17 protein-coding genes, 2 tRNA genes and 1 other RNA gene are annotated in these 19,320 nt (G+C 44.5%); 12 read left to right on the top strand and 8 right to left on the bottom strand.

Annotated elements, in window-relative coordinates:
- The first annotated feature begins 161 nt into the window (after positions 1 to 161).
- From PN466_RS15200 to PN466_RS15175, 6 genes are all read left to right on the top strand, one after another.
- Positions 162 to 899 (top strand): 15,16-dihydrobiliverdin:ferredoxin oxidoreductase, encoded by a 738-nt coding sequence (locus tag PN466_RS15200; RefSeq protein WP_271940500.1) that lies wholly within the window; start codon positions 162 to 164, stop codon positions 897 to 899.
- 32 nt (positions 900 to 931) lie between these two features.
- Positions 932 to 1,693: a phycoerythrobilin:ferredoxin oxidoreductase gene (locus tag PN466_RS15195; protein WP_313898621.1), complete on the top strand. Its 762-nt coding sequence runs from the start codon at positions 932 to 934 to the stop codon at positions 1,691 to 1,693.
- A gap of 476 nt (positions 1,694 to 2,169) precedes the next feature.
- Entirely contained in the window at positions 2,170 to 2,688 is a 519-nt protein-coding gene (locus PN466_RS15190) for a phycocyanin subunit beta (protein ID WP_271940498.1), read from the top strand.
- 105 nt (positions 2,689 to 2,793) lie between these two features.
- A complete protein-coding gene (gene cpcA, locus PN466_RS15185) occupies positions 2,794 to 3,282 on the top strand; it encodes a phycocyanin subunit alpha (protein WP_271940497.1) in 489 nt (162 codons plus the stop codon).
- 115 nt (positions 3,283 to 3,397) lie between these two features.
- Entirely contained in the window at positions 3,398 to 4,240 is an 843-nt protein-coding gene (locus PN466_RS15180; RefSeq protein ID WP_271940878.1) for a HEAT repeat domain-containing protein, read from the top strand.
- Positions 4,241 to 4,279: 39 nt separating this feature from the next.
- Positions 4,280 to 4,909 (top strand): HEAT repeat domain-containing protein, encoded by a 630-nt coding sequence (locus PN466_RS15175; RefSeq protein ID WP_271940496.1) that lies wholly within the window; start codon positions 4,280 to 4,282, stop codon positions 4,907 to 4,909.
- Between the two features lie 58 nt (positions 4,910 to 4,967).
- On the opposite strand, the gene PN466_RS15170 is transcribed toward PN466_RS15175, so the two are convergent.
- Positions 4,968 to 6,983 carry an NAD(P)/FAD-dependent oxidoreductase gene (locus PN466_RS15170; RefSeq protein WP_271940494.1) on the bottom strand — a complete coding sequence of 672 codons (2,016 nt, stop codon included), beginning with the start codon at positions 6,981 to 6,983 and terminating at the stop codon, positions 4,968 to 4,970.
- A gap of 134 nt (positions 6,984 to 7,117) precedes the next feature.
- Between PN466_RS15170 and PN466_RS15165 the strand changes: the two genes are divergently transcribed.
- The 6 genes from PN466_RS15165 (at position 7,118) to PN466_RS15140 (ending at position 10,731) form a co-directional block, all read left to right on the top strand.
- The gene (locus PN466_RS15165) at positions 7,118 to 7,366 is read left to right on the top strand and encodes a hypothetical protein (protein ID WP_271940492.1); all 249 of its coding nucleotides are present in this window, start codon (positions 7,118 to 7,120) and stop codon (positions 7,364 to 7,366) included.
- 32 nt (positions 7,367 to 7,398) lie between these two features.
- An RNA gene (gene rnpB, locus PN466_RS15160) (RNase P RNA component class A) lies at positions 7,399 to 7,777 on the top strand.
- Between the two features lie 74 nt (positions 7,778 to 7,851).
- Positions 7,852 to 9,681: a protein kinase domain-containing protein gene (locus tag PN466_RS15155; protein ID WP_271940489.1), complete on the top strand. Its 1,830-nt coding sequence runs from the start codon at positions 7,852 to 7,854 to the stop codon at positions 9,679 to 9,681.
- Between the two features lie 141 nt (positions 9,682 to 9,822).
- Positions 9,823 to 10,215, top strand: coding sequence for a PPC domain-containing protein (locus PN466_RS15150; protein WP_390890015.1), 393 nt, complete (start codon positions 9,823 to 9,825; stop codon positions 10,213 to 10,215).
- A 100-nt stretch (positions 10,216 to 10,315) separates the two neighbouring features.
- Positions 10,316 to 10,388 (top strand) — tRNA-Phe (locus PN466_RS15145).
- Between the two features lie 261 nt (positions 10,389 to 10,649).
- A tRNA-Leu gene (locus PN466_RS15140) sits at positions 10,650 to 10,731 on the top strand.
- Between the two features lie 68 nt (positions 10,732 to 10,799).
- Here PN466_RS15140 and PN466_RS15135 read toward each other — a convergent pair.
- The 7 genes from PN466_RS15135 to PN466_RS15105 all read right to left on the bottom strand — a co-directional run bounded on the left by PN466_RS15135 (position 10,800) and on the right by PN466_RS15105 (position 19,316).
- The gene (locus tag PN466_RS15135) at positions 10,800 to 12,044 is read right to left on the bottom strand and encodes a glycosyltransferase (RefSeq protein ID WP_271940484.1); all 1,245 of its coding nucleotides are present in this window, start codon (positions 12,042 to 12,044) and stop codon (positions 10,800 to 10,802) included.
- Entirely contained in the window at positions 12,017 to 13,834 is a 1,818-nt protein-coding gene (gene asnB / locus PN466_RS15130) for an asparagine synthase (glutamine-hydrolyzing) (protein WP_271940481.1), read from the bottom strand. The genes PN466_RS15135 and asnB overlap by 28 nt, the downstream gene beginning before the upstream one ends.
- A 39-nt stretch (positions 13,835 to 13,873) precedes the next feature.
- Positions 13,874 to 14,614 (bottom strand): class I SAM-dependent methyltransferase, encoded by a 741-nt coding sequence (locus tag PN466_RS15125; protein ID WP_271940479.1) that lies wholly within the window; start codon positions 14,612 to 14,614, stop codon positions 13,874 to 13,876.
- A gap of 86 nt (positions 14,615 to 14,700) precedes the next feature.
- Positions 14,701 to 15,705 (bottom strand): glycosyltransferase, encoded by a 1,005-nt coding sequence (locus PN466_RS15120; protein WP_271940477.1) that lies wholly within the window; start codon positions 15,703 to 15,705, stop codon positions 14,701 to 14,703.
- Positions 15,706 to 15,906: 201 nt separating this feature from the next.
- The gene (locus PN466_RS15115; protein ID WP_271940476.1) at positions 15,907 to 16,602 is read right to left on the bottom strand and encodes a class I SAM-dependent methyltransferase; all 696 of its coding nucleotides are present in this window, start codon (positions 16,600 to 16,602) and stop codon (positions 15,907 to 15,909) included.
- An 82-nt stretch (positions 16,603 to 16,684) separates the two neighbouring features.
- Positions 16,685 to 17,935, bottom strand: a complete 1,251-nt coding sequence (locus PN466_RS15110; protein ID WP_271940475.1) for a glycosyltransferase family 4 protein — start codon at positions 17,933 to 17,935, stop codon at positions 16,685 to 16,687.
- Positions 17,895 to 19,316, bottom strand: coding sequence for a hypothetical protein (locus PN466_RS15105; protein WP_271940474.1), 1,422 nt, complete (start codon positions 19,314 to 19,316; stop codon positions 17,895 to 17,897). Before PN466_RS15105 ends, PN466_RS15110 begins: the two co-directional genes overlap by 41 nt.
- Between the last annotated feature and the right edge of the window lie 4 nt (positions 19,317 to 19,320).

The raw sequence follows: 19,320 nt of genomic DNA, 5'->3' as shown, positions 1-19,320 counted from the left end.
TAACTTTGATCATGGTACATAGATCGCTTTGGAGGGGCAAGGTATCTCCTGAGACACTCAGAAGTGTTAAGGATTGTGTCTTTGTGGATCGTAGGGGAGACAGAGTTGGTTAATTTGTTTTACGCTTAAGGTTTAACAGTTGTGTAATGAGTCCGGATCTTATGTATAAACCTTTTATGGATTTTTTAGAACAGGAGTTATTTGAGCGGTTTGATTTACAAAGTCAACCGATTCCCCCAGGTCTAGAACGTCAGGTGAGTACTCGTGGCAAGCATCCGGCAACGATTCAAAGTTGGTGTTATCAAAGCCCGGAACTGCGAAAAATTCGCTACACTTATATTGATGGGGGTGAAGCGTCTCAGGTTTTTAATAGTGTAATTTATCCCAGTTACGAGTATGATTTACCGCTGCTAGGAATTGATTTTCTCTCGTTTGGTAAATCTAAGAAAAATTTAGTGGTGATGGATTTTCAGCCCCTCTTTCGCAATCCGGACTACTTAAAAGAGTATATTGAACCGATGAAAGAAGTGCGCGATCGCTACAGTGATTTAGCACAAAATTTAGAGATGAAGTTTTATGATGCTAATCAATATTTCTCCCAATATCTCTTGTTTGCTAAAACGGATACTGAAACGGTAAAAACTGAGGTGTTTGAAGCCTATAAAGATTACTTAAATCTCTATTGGGAGTTACTCGGCAAGGCTAAACCGGCAACCGATCCGACAGAAATCGAAAGAATTCGCAGCGCCCAACGGGATTACGATCAGTATAGCGCCGATCGCGACCCTGCATCAGGCTTATTTAGTAGCTACTTTGGCCATGAATGGTCAGAGCAGTTTTTGTATGAGTTTTTGTTCTCTGAAGCAAAACCAAAGCCTTTAGCCGTAAGCGCCCAGTAAGCAGATAGGCAACCCAAACAAAAGAGTATGAAATCGAGAAAACTCCTATGGTGAGTACTTTATATCAACCATTTTTAGATCATGCGATCGCCTATCTCGAAGAACACCTAGACCTAGAACCCTATCCCATTCCCCAAGGATTTAAATCCAAACAAGCTACGGTGGGTAAAGGGCAGCGTCAATCCGAGGTACTGACCACCAGCAAGGCCTTTCAAACGGACAAACTGCGTCAAATTCGCGCCGCTCATGTCCAAGGAGGAGAAGCTCTACAGGTTCTCAATTTTGTCATTTTTCCCCATCTCAACTACGACTTACCGTTTTTTGGGGCGGATTTAGTCACCTTACCGGGAGGCCATCTGATTGCCCTGGACATGCAGCCCCTATTTCGGGATGACCCCTCCTATCAGGAAAAATACACTAAACCCATTTTGCCCGTCTTTAAAACTCATCAAGCGCATCTACCTTGGGGAGGAGACTTTCCGGAAGAAGCACAACCCTTTTTCTCCCCCGCTTTTTTATGGACTCGTCCCCAAAAAACAGAGGTGGTTGAAGAGCGAGTATTGGCTGCATTTGAGGATTACTTAGCTGCTTACGTGACCTTTGTGAAAGAGGCTAAACCTATCGATAGAGAAGAAGACTTGCTAAAAATTAAACAGGCTCAGTTGAGATACATTCGCTATCGAGCAGAAAAAGATCCTGCCAGGGGAATGTTTACCCGGTTTTATGGCCCGGAGTGGACGGAGGAGTATATCCATGGATTTTTGTTTGATTTAGAACGAAATTTACCCCATTAACCCCCAATTTCAGAAGAATAAAAATCCCAGCCAGGAGCATCAGATCGATTAGGTTTGTCTATGGAGACCCCAGGAATTGGGCGAAACCCAATTGTACAGGCATTCCTCGAAGGATCGGGTGCTAATTTTTTGTGTTTGATGGCCCAGATTAAAATCTTAATAATATGTAACAAATTAAGACCCAACAACATTGTATAAGAGTTAAGTGGAGGGCTAAAATAACAGGCCAACCAAAACCCAAGCATAGGTTTCCAGTGCTTTTTGACTTTCTCATCCAACGTCCAAACCTTCTCAGATTACTCAAAAAGGTCTGAGAGTGTGGACTGAAGCCTAAACTCAGGTAAACGGAAGCGAGAATCCCAAATTGCGGTTTTGGATCTGTTGTTCAAGTCTTTCCGGGTAGCTTGACCAGCTTGCACTTGTTGAACCGATTCTGTAACCAGAATCTAGACCTACTTAAATAGGAGATTTAGTCAATGTTCGATGCATTCACAAAGGTGGTTTCTCAGGCTGATGCTAGAGGCGAATACCTGACCGATGGCCAACTTGATGCCCTAAGCGCCATGGTTGCTGATGGTAACAAACGCATGGATGCCGTTAACCGGATTACCGGAAACGCTTCTACGATTGTTGCTAGTGCAGCTCGTTCCTTATTTGCTGAACAACCCCAGCTCATCGCTCCTGGTGGAAACGCTTACACCAGCCGTCGCATGGCTGCTTGCTTGCGCGATATGGAAATCATCCTGCGTTATGTAACCTACGCTGTCTTCACTGGAGATGCCAGCGTTCTCGAAGATCGTTGTCTCAATGGTCTGCGTGAAACCTACCAAGCTCTAGGAACTCCTGGTACTTCCGTAGCTGTAGGCGTAGGCAAAATGAAAGATGCTGCGATCGCTATTGTTAACGACCGCAATGGAATCACCCCTGGCGATTGCTCTGCCCTAGTATCCGAAATTGCTGGATACTTCGATAAAGCTGCTGGTTCAGTAGGCTAAATTTCACCATTGGGAATTTCATAGCTCCCATTCGGTCTTGATTCTGCTTCAAAATTTCTATTTTTGAAACTTTTGCAAAACAACTCGTAGGAAGATACATCAACCATGAAAACCCCTCTGACTGAAGCAGTTGCTGCTGCTGACTCCCAAGGTCGCTTTCTAAGCAACACCGAAATCCAAGCCGCCTTTGGTAGTTTCCAAAAAGCTGGTGATTTCATTGCTGCTGCTAAAGCCTTAACCCAAAAGAAAGATCAGCTCATCAACGGAGCCGCTCAAGCGGTGTATAACAAATTCCCTTATACCACCCAAATGCAAGGCCCTAATTATGCTGCCGATCAACGGGGTAAAGACAAGTGTGCCCGTGACATTGGTTACTACCTGCGGATGATTACTTACTGCTTAATCGCTAATGGTACTGGCCCCATGGATGAGTATCTGATTGCTGGTATCGATGAAATCAACCGGACTTTTGAATTGTCCCCCAGTTGGTACATCGAAGCTCTGAAATACATCAAAGCTAACCACGGTTTAACCGGAAATGGTGCTACTGCTGCTAACGGCTACATTGACTATGCCATCAATGCTTTAAGCTAATTATTGCTTGAGCGATAGGGCCCGGAACTTTAGACAGGTGAATGTCGAAAGCTGACATCTGTTTAGAGTTCCGGGCACAGTTGTGTTTAAATGTCTTGTGTTTCTACCCCTGGCCATGATTAACACCCCCTCATCAAGTTCTGGCGCACCTCAACTGACGGTAGACCAGGCCATTACCAATCTACTCCAGGGAGACCAAGGAGAACGATATTATGCGGCTTGGTGGCTGGGACGGTTTCGAGTCAAAGAACCAGAAGCCATTGATGCCCTCGTGGCGGCTTTAGAAGATGACAGCGATCGCACTCCAGAAGGGGGCTATGCTCTACGACGCAATGCCGCCCGTGCCCTGGGTAAACTGGCGGAACCGAAGGTCATTCCAGCATTGGTAGAGTGCCTCCGTTGTCCAGATTTCTATGTTCGAGAAACCGCAGCCCAAGCCCTAGGAGAACTGGGAGAACCTCTCGATCTGGGCCACTTTGAAGCGGCTATTCCGGAACTGTTAAACCTGCTCGAAGGTGGACTTGAGGCAGCTCAACCCATTCCCGGCTGTCCCCATCTGGCTCAACCCTACAATGCCACAATCGAAACCCTGGGAATTTTAGGGGTGAAAGCAGCCATTCCCTACATTGAACCCTTTCTCAATCATCCTTTAGAAATTGAACAATACGGAGCTGCCCGTGCCCTCTATCAGTTAACGGGAGACCGGAAATATGGCGATCGCCTGGTGGCTGCCCTGCAAGGAGATAAACTCCAACTGCGCCGCGCAGTTCTGTCCGATCTAGGTGCGATCGGCTATTTACCCGCTGCTGAGGCGATCGCCCAAACCCTAGCCGAAAATAGTCTCAAACTCATTTCCCTCAAAGGACTCTTAGAGCATCATCTCCAAGCAAACGATTCTCAAGAGTCTCCGAGCCAAACGGCAATCGACCTCATGACCCTCATGGACTCACTCCTCTAACCCATTCCCTATTCCCTAGCACGAAGCGTTCAATTTGAAATGTCTCCCCTATCCAGCCTTCTAGAAGCCGTTGACCAAGCCGACTCTTCCGATACCCTCGTTGATGCTGTAGAACAGTTAGCTGCCGCCCAAATCACCGAAGCCGCCCCTACCCTCATTCAAGTTCTCAGTTTCAACAACCCTGGAGCCGCCGTTGCTGCCGTTGATGGCTTAATTGCCCTCGGAGATTTAGCCGTCAATGACCTGTTGGAACTTCTCGATGACTATAACTATGGAGGGCGAGCTTGGGCCATTCGTGCCCTGGCTGGAATTGGTCATCCTCAAGCCTTAGAAACCCTGCTCGATGCTGCTGTGAACGACTTCTCGATGAGTGTCCGTCGTGGAGCTGCCAGGGGACTCGGTACGATCCAATGGCAAAAAATGCCTTCTGCTGAAGTGGCTGCTGCTCAACAGCAAGTTATGGACACCCTATTTCAAGTTACCGAAGATCCGGAATGGGTCGTGCGCTATGCCGCCGTTGTCGGGTTAGGCTCTCTCAGTGAAACAGCCGATCCGAACTTCCACGAGCCAATCTTCCATCACCTCCAGCAGCTTACCCACCAGGAAGAAGAGCCAAGCATTCGCGCACGCATTCATTGGGCTATGGAGTCGAGGAAAAATCCGAAATAATCCTTTCTTTTGCTTTGAACTTTCTTTCTCTTTTTCGGATTTTAATATCAAATCCTTATCATCTCTTGCTTGTTTCTAAGTCTTGAATGGCTTGGCCCCAATTGCCGGAGAGACTGTAGTTTAAACTTAAAATCTTTAACCATAACCCCGGATAGCGATCGCCCATCCACCCCGCACACCATTGACTAAACTGGGGAAACCAGGGACGCAATAGGGCGTGAATAAAGGCTTTGGTGGTAAAACTGGTGTACGTGGATAACCATCGCAACATATCCTTTGCTCCAGCTAATTCCCAGATCCACAGCAATAAGGCAGGGTTTTTGACGGCTGCTTTTAAGGCTAATCGATTAAATAAGAGCCAAGTCGTGCGATCTTTAATGAAAGTATCGGCTACTTCTGGGGGTTCATCGGCTAATAACCCGAAAAACGTATTCAACATGGAGTTAATAAGCTGGGGTTGAATATGGCGATGGGTGGGAACCATCATCCCCTTAGAAAAAAGCCAGGTGACAGCAGTATTATCTTGATAAGCGCGAATGGCAGCTAGGTCTTTGCTGGTGAGTCGATCGTACTTGAGCGCCACATCCAGAAGTGCAGTTAAGCGGGGCAGATTGCGTACCAAAGAGCCAAACCCGGTGAAGACCAGGGGAGACTGGAGCGAGGCCGCATCGCCGATTGCCAATACGCGATTGCCGGCCACCTTGCGATCGCTATTTCCTAAACTAAAATGACCGGGAATATAGCCAAATGTCGGCTTTTTCCACACTAATTTCTCCAGATCGCAGCGTCGATATTCAGGCAAAATGGTGAAAAAGTCCTCATACATTTCCAGCAACGAACCGGGATTATCCGGATGCACTTGATGGTAATGAAACAGATAAAACGTTAACTCCTGACCTGCACCAGGGAATAACTCCCAAATCAACTGTCTTCCCCGAGAAACATCTCCATGGCTATTCAAAACATCCCCATAATCTGAATCCCAAACCCCTGGTTCAAACCCCCCATCAATCATCGCGCCCACGGTGGGACAGACGCTATCAAACGCCCGATTTCCATTCAACTGCCAGGCAATGGGAGAAGCCGTCCCCATGGCATCAATCAGCAGGCGACCTTGTACTTGGGATGTTTCCCCAGTTCCCAAATGCTTTAAGGTTAACCTGACTCCATTATCTGCCACTTCTGCATATTGAAATTCAGTTTCATCCCGAATTTCACCGCCAGCTTTGAGAAACTTCTCGCCACAACTGCCCAACAGCTTATCGGAGGCCATAGCAATATTCAAGACCTTGGGGGTGTGCAAAACTTTGGCTTTCAGATTCTCCGGATTATTACTATCAAAAAACTTATTAAACCCGTCTACATATTCCCGGGCAATTAAGTCTTCAAATTCCTCTTGAGTAAACAACCCTAACTCAATTAACTGGGCGAATTCATCCCTAGAAATATTCCATTCCCGATTCATCCGACCATAGGGCAAACGTTCGACCAATAACACCCGATAGCCTCGTGCTGCCATGAGTGCAGAATGAATGGCTCCCAATGCACCGCCAATATAAATTAAATCGTAGGTATTCTCCTCAGATAAAGGAGTTTCTAGGGGGCGAATGACAGGAGTCGGAATCTGGGGGTTGCGCACATTTTCTCGCCATCGTTTTTCCCACCAATACACCCGGTTGAGGTCATATTCTCCCCTGGGCATTTTCTGGAAATAATGCACCGTTTGTGGATAGTAGGGCGCTAAAGCTTCAAAAATAGACTGTTTGGATAAATCGATTTCTGGGGGTTCGGGGTATTCATGGGGGAATTGTCTCTGAAGCTGGTTTTTTAGGTGATTCATCACTCGCCCTTCTTGGGGAATGGGAGTGTTTGACCAACGGAAGAGTTTGAGGTATGTGGTGCGCTGAACTGACCAAACGAATATCGACAGAGGGTCTCGTTGAGGGAAATGGAGTCTAAAACCATCTGGAGTCAGGAACTTCTCGCCGATGGGGGGGTCGTACTGCTGCTGTAACCAAGTCAGTACGCTAGAGGTATTGGGTTGGGGAATTTCTAAATAAAGGAGTTCTTGCATCGGTGCATCACTAAAAATATCTTGACAAAATCAAAAAGTATGTTATTATCGCGATTACGTGATTAAAATAATGTTACAAAAGTTTACATCATTCTCACGCTCTCTTCAACTGATTAAAACGGATTCAGATAACGATGAACTACAAGATTCCACAGCATTCCCAAGATATCATAGCCTTGCGCCACAAGCCTGTAGATGAGGAAGTAGTGGCAGCGGCGATCGCCGGAGTCATTAATATTTCCCGTTCCCAAGGTCAATCCTTAGACGATCTCAAGGAAGAAATTTTAGCAGATGATGGCTTTTTGGATGCCTCGCAACGCAGTTGGTTAAGTCATGTACTGGCAGAGGCCTGGCATTGTTCAGAATTGGGGACATTATATTAGAACCCCGTATTTAGATAAACTAATAACAGGGAAAAGTAAGGGAGGGCGTTGCAGATCGAGGGAACTCGGTCTGAGGAAAGTCCGGACTCCCGAAAGACCAAACTTGCTGGGTAACGCCCAGTGCGAGCGATCGTGAGGAGAGTGCCACAGAAACATACCGCCGATGGTGCATTAAGCATACAGGCAAGGGTGCAAGGGTGCGGTAAGAGCGCACCAGCAGTATCGAGAGGTACTGGCTCGGTAAACCCCGGTTGGGAGCAAGGCAGATGGAACAACGGTTGGTCTTTTACCTGTTCCAGGATTATGAACCGCTTGAGGCATTTGGCAACAAATGTCCCAGATAGATAACTCCCCCCAAGATCTCTGTCGGGATCTTGGAGAACAGAATCCGGCTTATGACTTACTTTTCCCCCTTTTTTGGGGTAAGTTTTGAAGGGATAACTGATGCCACGGAAATCTAAAGGATTGTAATTATTAATTGATCCATGAGCTACTGTCTCAACCCAGAGTGTTCCCAACCCCAAAATCCACTATCTACCCAATTTTGCCTCAATTGTGGGTCAGCACTGCGGTTGCTGAAAGGGCGCTATCAGGTGATGCAATTAATCTCGAATACCAGTGGATGCGCTCGCACGTACTTAGGTCTGGATCGGGAACGGGGGGAGGCAAAATGTGCGATTAAACACTTGGTTTCCCTGCCGAAAGTACAAGGGAATGCAGTTTTGTATGAAAAGGCGATCGCCCTGTTTGAACAGGAAGCCCAACGGCTTACCAATCTCGATGCCCATCCCCAAATCCCCAGTTTATGGGACTTTTTCCAAGAAGAGAACCAACGCTATTTAGTCCAAGAGTTTATCCCTGGACAGAATTTAGCCCAATGTTTGCAGCAAAATGGCCCGTTTACAGAGGCTCAAATTAGGAATCTACTCCAAGGACTCTTACCGGTACTGCAATTTATCCATAATCGTCAGATTATACACCGGGATATTAAACCGGCAAATCTGATGCTCCGACAGGGGCTAGAATCAGCTCCGGAAGGCTTTGTCCTGATTGATTTTGGTATTTCTAAGCAATTGGCCCAAACGGCGATCGCCCAAACGGGAACCGTAGGGATTGGCACACAAGGCTACGCCCCCTTGGAACAGATGCTCACAGGTAAAACCTATCCAGCCAGTGACTTATATAGTTTAGGGGTAACCGGTTTATGTCTGTTAACGGGAGTGGAACCGGATCGCCTCTACGACCCCAGTCAAGGACGTTGGTTATGGCGCGAAACCCAATTACAGGGCAATCCTATCAGTGAAAACCTGGGGGGAGTTTTGGATAAACTGACTCAGGTGGCGATCGGCGATCGCTATCAATCAGCCCAAGAAGCGCTCAATGACCTCAATAGTAGCCCCTATAACCTGCCCACGATTACTCAACCTTCAGAAGACGATCCCGAATTCCTGGACGCACCGCCCCTAGTCGTGGCTAAACTGGGGCCAGCTAACTATCGCACTCTGAATGAAGCGATTAAAAATGCCCTTCCCTATACGATCATTAAAGTCCGTGCCGGTTTTTATGCTGAAAGTTTACGAATTGACAAACCCTTACAAATTATGGGTGAAGGAAATAAGGAAGATATTATTATCGAGAGTCAATTGGCCCCTTGCGTGCGAATGGAAGGCGATCGCGCCCTGATTCGGGGTGTAACCTTTCACTACCGCAACTGGACACAAATTCACCGCGCCGATCTCCTCGGTCGCTTCATGGGTCAACGTCTCCATAGTCCCTACGCTATCTCTATCACCCATGGCAACCTGACCCTGGAAGAGTGTACTATTCACGGAACCGGACTGGCTAATATTTACATCAAAGGCAAAAATACGAACGCCACCCTACGTCGATGTGAAGTGGCTGGAGATTCCCAATATGGAGTTTGGATGACACAAGATAGCCGCTCTAGCCTAGAATTTTGTCAGATTTATGGCCAGACGATTGGTGTTAAAAGCGATCGTCATGCTGAAGCAAATTTAGAACATTGCCAAATTTCTCAAATGACTGGCGAGGGGATTTTAGTTTCTGAAGCCGGTCACGCTAGTGCGTCCTTCTGTGATATTTTCCAAAATGGCGGCCGAGGTGTACATATCAAAAAACAAAGTAACCTGAGTTTGAAACAATGCCGGTTATATGGCAACCAAAAACAAGGGATTTATGTTGCGTCTAATGGTGCAGGGCCCATCGAACAATGCGACTTGAGAGGGAATGAAGGCGGCCCATGGTGGATTGCTCCCCGGTGTACGGTAGCTCGTCGGGGTAATATTGAAACCTAATCAGAACGCCAGACCACACTGGCGATTACCTGAAAGCGTAGTTTAAGATATTCACAGAAAATCCATCAGTTGACTTGATGTTTCATGCTTAACTCTTTAGCTACCCCAGGTAGCGGTATTCGTTTCGTCTTCAGTCTGTTGATGGCGATCGGTCTTCAGACAGCAGCTCAGGCCCAATCAGAAATTTATAATCCCAAGCCATTACTTACGAGCAATGAAATTACTGATACCCTCTCGCAAAAGGATATTCCCACTGGTCAAGGAGGGTTTGCACGGGATTACATGGTCAACTTGAATGAGGGGGATAATGTAGTAGTTGACCTGCATTCCGATCAGTTTGATACCATTGTCACCTTGCTGGGTGATGATGGTACCACCGTTGCTGAAAATGATGATGGTCCTGATGGCAGTACCAATTCCCTGCTCTTTGCCCGGATTACTAAGTCAGGGACGTATATTGTACGGGTGCGTGCCTTTGGTGAAACGGCTGGAGGTCAGTTCAATTTGAAGTTAACTCGCTTACGTCCAATTTAGGGCAGAAGGGAAAGGCGATCGCCTTTCCCTCAGAAATTTTTCTTCAGGGTATTGACAACTAAATTCTTTTAGTGTTACCTTAGTAAAGGATTCAAAATAAGCCGGGATAGCTCAGTCGGTAGAGCAGAGGACTGAAAATCCTCGTGTCGGCGGTTCAAGTCCGCCTCCTGGCATTTGAAAAGATATAAGCATAGTGTCCTTTCATCAACAGCACTAGTTTTTTTATTCTCTAATCGCACATATTCAATAACAAGAAACTCTAACATATCCCATAGGGTTAGAGTGACTTAGAGTCAAAATAGACTTTTCTACTCAGAGAGTGACAGCAGAAGAATCGCATCAGGAGGGGAGATGGAGAAGTTGCCTAAAATATAAGATAGTCAAAAGGTGTTGCAAAATCAAAAGATAGGTTATAATAACAAAGTTATATACTAGGGCGGATGGCGAAATTGGTAGACGCACCACACTCAAAATGTGGCACCTCCGGGTATGAGAGTTCGAGTCTCTCTCCGCCCATAACCCAAAAATCTCTTTATTCTTTTAGACAAGCCAACTCTTTGTCAGTGGTGTAGTCCATTTTTTTCTTAATTGGATAATCTAATATTTTTCTGAATTAGACGAAGATAAATGTCAGCTAGTTTTTCTGCAATGGCTGGCCAAGAATAGCAGTGTTTCACTAAAGTCTGACCCTTCTGATCGAGTTGCTGGTTATCTGAGTCCAGTAACTGAGTAATTGCACTCGCGACAGATTCTCTATTGCCTTCGACAACTAACCCAGCATTTGCTTGCTCAATCTCTGGAGCAATTTGTACTTCTGGGGTAACGATCGCGGGCAAACCAGCAGCCAAGGCTTCGACTACGGCAATACCGAAATTTTCCGAAAAGGAAGGAAGGACAAAAATATCAGAGCCTTGAAGGACTAAATCTTTATCTTTGCCCGTAACAAAACCAGTAAACCGGGTGCATTTTTGTAAGTCTAATTGATGGAGTAATTGATTTAATTCTTGGATATATTCAGGATCTCCAGAACCAGCAAGCAAAAGGTAAATGTTAGGATGTTTAGATTTAACTTGGTGAAGGGCTTCGATTAAAAGATCCGGGCGTTTTTTATAATGCAGGCGAGAGAGAAATAAAATAATCGGCGCGTCTAAAGGAATATCATATTTTTTCCGTAGTTCAGCTTTAGCATCAGGTTGGATTTCTGGGATTTCAACTCCTAGGGAAATAGTTACGGTAGGGGCGGTAATGCCATAATTGCGAACATCTAAGGCTTCTCCGTCGGAGGTACAGTGAATGGCGGCAGCTTGATTGAGGTTGTGCCGTTCGATAAGAAGGCTATAGAGTTGTTTTTTGCCACGACTTTGAGCTAAAGCCCAAGGGGAGAGTTGACCAATCGTGCGCCGAATATAGGGAGTTTTGTGGTATTTGGCAATAACAGCGGCACAAGTGGAAGCGTAAGAAAACAGATAATGGGTATGAATCAAATCATAATCTTGGATATGCTTCCATAACCATTGGGTGAGGGGCCAAGAAAAGAGAAAGCCTCTATCTTGAGTTAAGCTGGCACCTGACGAACTTCCGGCAGGAAAAAAGTAAATGGGAACGCCTTGATAGTCTGTTCGTTTTCCTAAAGGAACATCTAGGGGTTGTCCTGTTGCTCCGTTATCATCGGTGGTGGCAATTTCGGCGTTGATTCCCTGTTTCCGTAAGGCTTTAACCATGTTGATGACAGCATAACTGGGGCCGCCCCGTAGAGGGGAGACGCTGGGAATGACATGGAGAATGTTTAGAGATTGATTGTTCACGGGAGGGAAATACCAAGATTGCATAACCATTTCTGGAGAATAACGAGACTCCAGCGACGATACCAGGGAGTAAGGGAGAGTTGAGGAATGGAGTTAAGCTGAAAGAGTTCATTCCATTCTGGATCGTTGAGCCAGCGATCGAAGGGAAAGAGAAATCCTTGTTTGGGTTTGTTAATGACCCAATCTGGCAGTTCGGGGACAGCTTGAATCAGGAGTTGTTTGCCTTGAGAGAGTCTAAGGGAATGGGGAATGGTGTCAATGGTGTCTAGAATAACGCGATCGAGGAAGGGAACGCGAACTTCTAACCCCCATGCCATGCTCATGACATCGCTATCGCGGAGAAGTTGGTTTCTCATATAGCGGTTGATTTCTAAGAAGCTGACTTCATCTTCTGGGGAGGGACAAGGGGGAATTTCTAAAGTGGGTCTGAGAGTAGAGGTGTCTTGCTGAGGGCAGAAGTGATTGAGAATTTGTAAGGTTTCTGGATGGGTAAAGATGCCGCGATAGCTGAGATAGGCGTTGAAGCTGTTGGGGGGATGTTGGAGAAAGTCGCTAATTCGTTGCAGTTTAGGATTTTTTGTCCATTGACTGAGGAGTCTTCCAAGGTTGAGGGGTTGGAGGAACTGGAGGCGTTTTCCCCAAGCTACCATTTTGGGGACTTGTTGAAAGGAGCTGTAACCGCCAAAGAGTTCGTCACCACCGAGTCCGGATAGGGCGACTTTTGTACCGTGTTCTCTGGCGATCTTGGAGACGCAATAGGTGTTGAAACCGTCGATGCTGGGTTGATCGATCGCCCCAATAAACTGATTCATCAGTTGCCGAGCGACTTTTGAAGTGAGGATATACTCGGTATGGTCGGTTTCAAAAGTCTCGGCGATCCGTTGAGCAATGGGGCCTTCGTTCCATTGATTTTCTTCAAAGGCGATGGAGTAGGTTCGCAGTTGACCGAGTTGGGTTTGACGAGCGAGGGCGACGAGGGAGGTGGAGTCTATGCCCCCACTGAGAAATACACCTACGGGAACGTCGCTGACAAAGTGATATTTGATGGAGTCAATCAGGGCTTGGCGAACTTGTTCTTTGGCTTCTGTGGGGGGAATGGGTTGGGGATTGAACTGGATTTGCCAGTATTGTTGTTGCGTTGTTTGCCCTGCTTTCCATTGCAGCCAATGACCGGCAGGAAGAGCATTAATATCTTGAATTAGGGTATCGGGTTCAGAAACGGAGCCACTGATGAGATAGGTATACAGTCCTTTGGGGTTGAGGATTTTCGGGGGTAAACCGGAGGCGATGAGCGTTCGCAGTTCGGAGGCAAAGAGGAGGGTTGACCCGGATTGCCAGTAGTATAGGGGTTTGATGCCGAGGGGATCGCGGGCGAGAAAGGCGGTTTTTTCTTGGTCGTCCCAGATGGCGAAGGCGAACATGCCTCGAAGGTGGTTGACGCAGTTGGAGCCGTGTTTTTGGTAGAGTTTGAGGATAACTTCGGTATCGGTTTGGGAGTGGAAGATTTCGCCTTGGGCGATCAGGGTTTCTCGGAGTTGACGAAAGTTGTAGATTTCGCCGTTGAAGGTGATCCAGTAGCGCCCATGATCGGTAGACATGGGTTGATGGCCGGCAGGACTAAGGTCAAGAATGGAGAGACGAGTATGGGCTAAACCGGCTTGGCGATCGCCAGAAATGTAGAGTCCCTGGTCATCGGGACCTCGATGTTTGAGGGCATTCTGCATTTTGGCGATAATGCTCCGCATCGCTGACGCGATCGCTGTTTCTAGGCGATCACGTTCTGGATAACCGATACAACCGGCAATTCCACACATAATTGATTAATGAACTCTGATTTATATCTTAATGATTGCCTACTTGAGTGTAGCACAACTATCATTCTTGATAGTTCCAGTTGGTTTAATTGCTTCAATACAGATTGAACCCACATGAACTTCTTCTACTTCAACTAATGCAAATCTTGAATCTAACCAATCTCCATACTGGCATTGACGAATTTGAGTAAAACCTTGATTAGCAAATGCTGTTTTTAATGAGGGAATATCCCACATCCATTGATGTCTGTAATTGGAGAATATTTCCTTGATTCGCTGATAAATATGACTACGGCTTCCCTGATGTCCTATAAAGGAATGGTACATAAATTCAAAAGCTGCTTGATGTTCTCGTTGATTATCCGAGCGATTTTTTATGTAAGTTTGTATATATTTTTCTAGATCTGGCACTATAATACGGACAATTCCTCCAGGCTTTAAATAGTTATAAACATTATCTAATGCTTGAGAAAAGTCGATATAACTCAAGTGTTCAAAAACATGAGCAGCATAAATCAAATCACAGCTACTGTTAGGAATATTTATCCCTTTTAAAACATCTCCACACTGGGCGATTTCTGGCCAATTTGGAGCGCCTATTAAACGACAAATACTAGAGCCAACAAAGGGGAATTTAGACAACCGTAAACTAGGAGAACTATCTATATTTTTCCATCTTTCTACAACTTTGATTCCACAACCTATGTGTAAACAAATTCCTTCCTGAGATTGATTTTTATTGAGATTCATATTATTTCTGTGAAAGGTGGCACTATCCATCTTTACCACCCTGTTTCAGATAATCCGGAATAATTAGCTTACTGGCTTCACTTTTGCTCAAGCCATTGAAGGCAATGATTAGATTGTCAACTTCTGTTGGGTGTGTTTCCTGTTTGCTGCCAAAATTCCGATAGATGCTGGTTGAGTGTTTGTTTGAAGCGTTCAAACCCGTAAATTTCTATAACTTTTTGCCGTAATACCTCGGGTTGGTACATGAGAGGATTAGGATAGGTTTTCTGGAGGATTTGAGTTAGGTTTCGGGCAATTTCTTCTATATTATCCGGGTTAACTAAGGCTCCCAGTTCGCCATGACACAGGGCATCAATTGCCCCATCTTGATTTCCACCCAAGGTGGGTTTTCCACAGGCTAGGGCTTCTAGATACACGATACCAAATCCTTCTCCTTTACTAGGCATGGCAAAGACATCACATAGATTATAGTGGTCGCAGAGTTCTTCGTCAGGAATAAAGCCAGTGAGAGTGACGTGATGGATCAGATCGAGAGAGTGAATGACTTGCTCGACTCTGGCGCGATCGCCGCCTTTGCCTACGAGGAGGTAATGAGCATCGGGACAGTGTGATAATACGGTGGGGAGTGCCTGCAAGATGCGATCGTAGCCTTTGTATTGTTCGTTGGGATCGAGACGAGCGACGGTGAGAATGATGGGTTGATTAGGCTGGAGGTTATAGCGTTCTAGAAGGTAGGAGGGTTTTGGGGTAATATGGAACGTCTCTTGGTCGAAGGTGTTGGGTAGAACTTTAAGGGTTGTGGGGTTAAGGTTTTGGTCTTGAATGAGGCGATCGCGGGTATAGTGACTAACGGCAAGAATGCGATCGGCGTGTTGGAGGGCGGTTTTTAGGCTGGGGCGATCGATATTCCAAACTTCTATACCATGGGCAATAATCCAGTAGGGAATCCCGAAGAACCTTTTCAACCAGTAAGCAACTATGGCAAAATTACAATGGGTGGCGATCGCCAATCCAGGATTTTGCCATATTCCATATCCTAGTAATTGAGCAGCAAATACTATAGTGCGAACCCTCTTTGGTAAAACCCCAGAACAGTAAAATACAGTATTCTCTGAACCCATATACCTGGGTATATAGTACCTATCGTTTTTTAGGAAAATATGATAGCTAATATCTGGGAATAAGTTCTCTAGAGCCTTTAATAAGAAGGCAGAATATGTCTGAATTCCACCTTTTGATTCAAATAAGTTAGGGAACCACAAGTGCAAAAACACTGATTTCAACTGTTTTGTTTTTTGGCGATTCACTTACGATCTTATCCCCTATAAAATTCTTAATATCTTCTTTTTAACAAATCTTTTTGTCGATTCAGGTAATAAGATTGACAATTTCCGCCTAACGGCTAGTTCTATCTCGTTCCAATATCGATCAATCTGATTTACTTCCTCATCATTGATAGTTATCAGTTTTTTATGCTTAACAATGGAGTATAGAAGGTGATCTGTTAAGTCTTTTTCTTGGAAGTTCTCTGGCTTTCTTGCCTTGATAAAAACACCAGGCTGATCTGGATCTTTCTCCAAAACTTCTATAGAAAAATCAGAAAATATTATCTCCATATCTGAAATTTGATAGCGCCAGTAATCCGCTGGAGCACTATGGTAAGGAAAGCCTTTTGATCTTGTGGTCAGTAGCAAAATCCCATGTGGTTTCAAAACATTTTTCAGATTGCTAATCACCGTACGCCAGTCTTGTACGTGCTCAACCACTTCTGTACAAATCAATAGATCGAATTGTTCAGCACCGTAATGCTTCACCAAATCCTCAGCATTAGATACCTCGTCAACTCCCGGCCCCATAGCAATATCCACACCTTTATAGCTCAACGGTTCTAAAGCTTCAACCATAGACCTTAAAGAACCATTAATGTCATACGCACCCACTTCAATTACTGATTTTCCTCGAACATCTTCAGACTTTAAAATTTTATTCGCGAATTCGATACAAGATTGATCACACATCTTTATTTTCACCTCATTCAATGGTTATTTCTTTTAAGTAGAGCGGGTACACTCTTGTTAAGATGATAGCAAAAAAAAGAATTTATGACAACACAACACTCACTTGACTTTGGAGTGTTTTTCGATATTGACTCCACGTTGAATTTTCAGCTTTTATACGAGCAGCTTTTCCCATGGCTTTTAATGATACAGGATTATCAATACACCATTCAATTTTTTCTTGCAACGCGTCACTATCACGAATAGGAATAATAAATCCTTCAACTCCATCAGTAATGATATCTGGACCGGCTGTATTCGGGGTGGTAATTACGGGAATACCACAAGCCATAGCTTCTAGAATCACTAAACCAAATCCTTCAACTAAAGAAGGAAAAATAAAGACGCTAGCACTGCTATAATACTGATTGAGAGTATAGTGAGGAACCGGAGGAATATATCTAAACATATCTTGATATTTATTGAGCCATCCAGATGGAAATTCATTAACACCAATTAAACAGAGCTCTGCATCCAACCTCCTTAAATTTTTCCAAGCTTTCAACAAATAGTGAATCCCTTTTCGAGGTTCAACACGACCGACATAGAGAGCACGAAAGATATCGTCAGGTTTTGGTTGGGGACGGAAATAGTCTAGAGGCGCACCATAGGGAATAACACTGATCTTTTCTGACTTTACACCAAAATTGAGTAAGGATTGACGAGTGATAGAGGAGGCAACAAAAATGCGATCGGCCAACTCAACTTCTTCTTCTTTACGCCTGAGTTTCCACTCAGGCTCTTTCGTAGCTTGTAGGGCTGGAGCTAGGTCGGGGAATCGTTCAGCTTCTTGTGCTTGAATATCTCGACTCATTTGATAAAAGAGAATCGGAAGATCGTATAGGCATATTATCCCTCGCTTTTTTGCTTCTTGAAATGTAGTAGCTGCTCCATCTTCATAGGCGTAAATAGCATGGAGTCCATCCAGATGAGATTGGGAAACTTGGCGATCGATAGAAGTATAAATCCAGTCAGTTAATTGCTGATTATTAAGACCGAAGCGACGGGGTAAACCTGTACGAACTAAGGCGACTCGAAGAATTTCCCACCCTGGGTAGCAGTGCATCGTAATCCCTTCTGGGGGTATCCAGGTACGCCGGCTGAGTTCTTGAGAGATCTTCTCTCTGAGGTTTGTTGGCAGTCGATTGAGAAGGTCAGCAATGCTAGAACTAGGATTGTAGGCGATCGTGGTAATAATTTCATGCAAAAAACCACCTTCTGCTAGAGCCAAAGCAGCTTCACGAGAGTTAGGGTTACCGGTAGGATGAATCAGGGAAATACGGTAGCTGTTCATAAGAATGGACGATCTGATATTGTTGATATTGTTTTCGCCAATTTTCCATTTTTTCTAAATGAGGTAGGAGATAGATAAAGCCAGTCATCCACCAGTAGTAAACGTTATAAGTAATGTGGAAAACATGCTGATTCGGTAACCAAATAATTTGCATAAGAAAGGCAATCAATGCCAGATTTCGCAAAAAAGGACGCTTCAGTTTCCAGTACAAAGAAAACAGTGCAGCCATAACTGCTATTTTTAATGCATACCAAAGGATAAAACCAATTGGCCCTATTTCTAATACAATTCTCCCCATTTCCGATTCATAGCCTATGGGAATAATTTCACCCATCGGTAAATTTAAAATATTTCTCAATATAGGTGTTGCTTGGTGAGTGGAGCCAATACCAAAACTATCGAAGTGTTTAAATTGCAAGTTATTAATGGGTTCAATTACAAATAAAAGTAGGCGAATTCTTAAGTCAGAAGTTAATAATATCCGCTCGAATACCGTTTCAACTTCTGATGCAAATATAACAGGAGTTAGTCCTACTAAAATTAGAGTTGGAGGTAGAGTCCATTGAAGGATACGCCAAACTTTATTGAACTGTCCAATACTCTTGATGGAAAAATAACCAATCAACAGCAATCCTACCGCAAATATGATGGTTCGAGAACCGGTCATGAAGGAGTTTAAAATGAGTAATATGCCACTGGATATGACAATGAGTGTCTCCTTTTGCTGTAACTTTTCTTCTAAAAAAATCAGGGCTATACTTATGTTAAATAACAAGTAAGGGATATAGGTGTTAACATAGGAAAAAGCGCCTGTAATCCTAACATTCCCTCCACCTCCAAATAGGGCAGTATTTCCTCCAGATTGCTCCAATCCTGGCGCATAAGAGTTTATGGGGCTAGATGCTGGACTAAAAAATTGGATAATTCCTAAAATACCTACCGGGATAACAAATATCAATTGTTGTTTTAGAAACTCCTTGAATTCTGCTTCTGATTCGAATAGATTAGGTAACATCCAGATGATAGGTACATAATAAAAGTAGTTTTTCAGTCCCCAAATCCCCACAACAAAAGATCCCAAACTAGGGTTAAAAACTTGAAATAAACACCATAGAAATGACAAAAGAAGGAAAATATTAAAAAACTCAATTTTGAATTGGGGTAACTTATTTTTAGCCAGACCATAATATTGAAAATATGCCCCGAATAATACAATATCTTTTAGGAAATAAATCAATTCGCTCGCTTGAGGCAAAATCCATTTTCTCAACACACCTTCTAGAAGAATCAGGAGTAATAGGGATTTAACTGATCGCCGCCAGTCCAGACAAGATAGATAAAAGATAACACTAACAACAACTAAGGCAATCAGGAGTTTCATGGGT

The sequence above is a fragment of the Roseofilum reptotaenium CS-1145 genome (assembly GCF_028330985.1).
Lineage (GTDB): Bacteria > Cyanobacteriota > Cyanobacteriia > Cyanobacteriales > Desertifilaceae > Roseofilum > Roseofilum reptotaenium.
This window is presented reverse-complemented; position numbering and strand designations above follow the sequence as displayed.

Coding starts and splice junctions, on each gene's coding strand:
- PN466_RS15200 (WP_271940500.1), top strand. CDS start 162: ATGTATAAACCTTTTATGGATTTTTTAGAACAGGAGTTATTTGAGCGG.
- PN466_RS15190 (WP_271940498.1), top strand. CDS start 2,170: ATGTTCGATGCATTCACAAAGGTGGTTTCTCAGGCTGATGCTAGAGGC.
- cpcA (WP_271940497.1), top strand. CDS start 2,794: ATGAAAACCCCTCTGACTGAAGCAGTTGCTGCTGCTGACTCCCAAGGT.
- PN466_RS15180 (WP_271940878.1), top strand. CDS start 3,398: ATGATTAACACCCCCTCATCAAGTTCTGGCGCACCTCAACTGACGGTA.
- PN466_RS15175 (WP_271940496.1), top strand. CDS start 4,280: ATGTCTCCCCTATCCAGCCTTCTAGAAGCCGTTGACCAAGCCGACTCT.
- PN466_RS15170 (WP_271940494.1), bottom strand. CDS start 6,983: ATGCAAGAACTCCTTTATTTAGAAATTCCCCAACCCAATACCTCTAGC.
- PN466_RS15165 (WP_271940492.1), top strand. CDS start 7,118: ATGAACTACAAGATTCCACAGCATTCCCAAGATATCATAGCCTTGCGC.
- PN466_RS15155 (WP_271940489.1), top strand. CDS start 7,852: ATGAGCTACTGTCTCAACCCAGAGTGTTCCCAACCCCAAAATCCACTA.
- PN466_RS15150 (WP_390890015.1), top strand. CDS start 9,823: ATGGCGATCGGTCTTCAGACAGCAGCTCAGGCCCAATCAGAAATTTAT.
- PN466_RS15135 (WP_271940484.1), bottom strand. CDS start 12,044: ATGCAATCTTGGTATTTCCCTCCCGTGAACAATCAATCTCTAAACATT.
- asnB (WP_271940481.1), bottom strand. CDS start 13,834: ATGTGTGGAATTGCCGGTTGTATCGGTTATCCAGAACGTGATCGCCTA.
- PN466_RS15125 (WP_271940479.1), bottom strand. CDS start 14,614: ATGGATAGTGCCACCTTTCACAGAAATAATATGAATCTCAATAAAAAT.
- PN466_RS15120 (WP_271940477.1), bottom strand. CDS start 15,705: ATGGGTTCAGAGAATACTGTATTTTACTGTTCTGGGGTTTTACCAAAG.
- PN466_RS15115 (WP_271940476.1), bottom strand. CDS start 16,602: ATGTGTGATCAATCTTGTATCGAATTCGCGAATAAAATTTTAAAGTCT.
- PN466_RS15110 (WP_271940475.1), bottom strand. CDS start 17,935: ATGAACAGCTACCGTATTTCCCTGATTCATCCTACCGGTAACCCTAAC.
- PN466_RS15105 (WP_271940474.1), bottom strand. CDS start 19,316: ATGAAACTCCTGATTGCCTTAGTTGTTGTTAGTGTTATCTTTTATCTA.